2 protein-coding genes are annotated in these 2,007 nt (G+C 65.3%); both read right to left on the bottom strand.

What is annotated here, in order from left to right:
- The coding region (locus tag FHR04_RS20645) for an ABC transporter ATP-binding protein (RefSeq protein WP_139405050.1) at positions 1 to 986 on the bottom strand (986 nt) is incomplete at its 3' end.
- Positions 983 to 2,005, bottom strand: a complete 1,023-nt coding sequence (locus tag FHR04_RS20640; protein ID WP_170214059.1) for an ABC transporter ATP-binding protein — start codon at positions 2,003 to 2,005, stop codon at positions 983 to 985. The genes FHR04_RS20645 and FHR04_RS20640, both read right to left, overlap by 4 nt.
- Between the last annotated feature and the right edge of the window lie 2 nt (positions 2,006 to 2,007).

Genomic DNA, 2,007 nt, shown 5'->3' with positions numbered 1-2,007 from the left:
ATCTCGCGCAGTTCGGGCACCACCTTGGCGCAGTCGTCGATGGCATACCGGCAGCGCGTGCGGAACACGCAGCCCGACGGCGGGTTGATCGGGCTGGGAATGTCCCCTTCCAGAATGATGCGCTGGCGCTTGATGGTGGGGTCCGGCACCGGCGCCGCCGACAGCAGCGCCTCGGTGTAGGGGTGCTTGGGGTTGTTGTTCAGCTCATGGCTGGGCGCAATCTCCATGATGCGCCCCAGGTACATCACGATGATGCGGTCACAGATGTATTCCACCACCGCCAGGTCGTGCGCGATAAACAGCACGGTCAGGCCCAGTTCCTCTTGCAGGTCCTGCAACAGGTTGACCACCTGCGCCTGAATCGAGACGTCCAGCGCCGAGACCGGTTCATCGGCCACGATGAACAGCGGGTCCACCGCCAGCGCGCGCGCAATCCCGATGCGCTGGCGCTGCCCGCCCGAGAACTCGTGCGGGTAGCGGCGCATGTGTTCGGGCCGCAAGCCCACCTTCTGCAGCAACTCGGCGATGCGGTCAATCCGGCCCTTGCCCGGATTGAGGTTGTGAATCTGCATGGCCTCACCGATAATGTCCGAGACCGTCATACGCGGGTTCAGCGACGCGAACGGGTCCTGGAAGATGATCTGCATCTCGCGGCGGTAGTCGCGCATCTGGCTCTTGGACAGCTTGGTCACGTCGGTGCCGTTGAAGATCACCTCGCCGCCGGTGGGTTCGATCAATCTCAGAATCGCGCGGCCCGCCGTGGTCTTGCCGGAGCCGGACTCGCCCACCAGCCCCACCACCTCGCCGCGTCCCAGCTTGAAGCTGATGTCGTTGACGGCCTTGACGTTGCCCACCACGCGCGACAGCAAGCCGCCGCGAATGGGAAAGTATTTTTCCAGGTGGCGCACTTCCAGCAGGGTTTCGCCCTTCTGGGTCATGCCGCGGGAATCGGCAGCGGAGGTCCGGGCGGCGACGGGAGCGGTCATGCACTCACCTCCTGATCGGCCTTGGCAAAGTCCTGCCAGCGAATGCAGCGGGCCATGTGGCCGCCGCCGGTGTCTTCCAGCGGGGGCACCGCCTTGGTGCAGTCGGGGACGGCGAACTTGCAGCGGGGCTCGAAGGCGCAGCCGGGCGGCAGGTTCAGCGGGTTGGGCACGTTGCCGGGAATGGCCTCCAGGCGGGCGCGCGGCGTTCCGGGGATGTGCGCATCCACGCCAGGGCGTGGAATGCTGTTGAGCAGCCCCATGGTGTAGGGGTGACGGGGGGCCTTGAAGATCTCGACGACGTCGCCCTCTTCCACCACGCGCCCGCCGTACATCACCACCACGCGGTCGGCCATCTCGGCCACCACGCCCAGGTTGTGGGTGATGAACAGGATGCTCATGCCGATGTCTTTTTGCAGCTTGCGCATCAGGTCCAGAATCTGCGCCTGGATGGTCACGTCCAGCGCGGTGGTGGGCTCGTCGGCGATCAGCAGCGCCGGGTTGCACGACAGGGCCATGGCGATCATCACGCGCTGGCGCATCCCGCCGGACATCTGGTGGGGGTACTCGTTGACGCGCTTTTCGGGGGCGGGGATGCCCACGAAGCGCAGCATGTCGGTGGCCACCGCCATGGCGTCCTTGCGGTTCTTGTCCTGGTGCAGCATCACGGCCTCGGCGATCTGATCGCCCACGGTGTACACCGGGTTGAGGCTGGTCATGGGCTCCTGGAAGATCATGGAGATCTCATTGCCGCGGATCTTGCGCATCTCGGCTTCCGACAGCTTGACGATGTCCTGCGGCTGGCCGCCGGACCCGGTAAACAGGATCTCGCCGCCGGCGATCTCACCGGGGGGCATGGGGATCAGGCGCATGATCGACAGGCTGGTCACACTCTTGCCCGAGCCGGATTCACCCACCACGCCCAGGGTCTCGCCCTTGTTGATGTGGAAGGTCACCCCGTCCACACTCTTGACCACCCCGTCGTCGGTGTTGAAATACGTCTTCAGGCCGTTCACGGCCAGCA

The sequence above is a fragment of the Deinococcus radiopugnans ATCC 19172 genome, assembly GCF_006335125.1.
Taxonomy (GTDB): Bacteria; Deinococcota; Deinococci; order Deinococcales; family Deinococcaceae; genus Deinococcus; species Deinococcus radiopugnans.
Note: the sequence above shows the minus strand (reverse complement) of the source record. Positions and strands in the feature narration are given on the sequence as shown.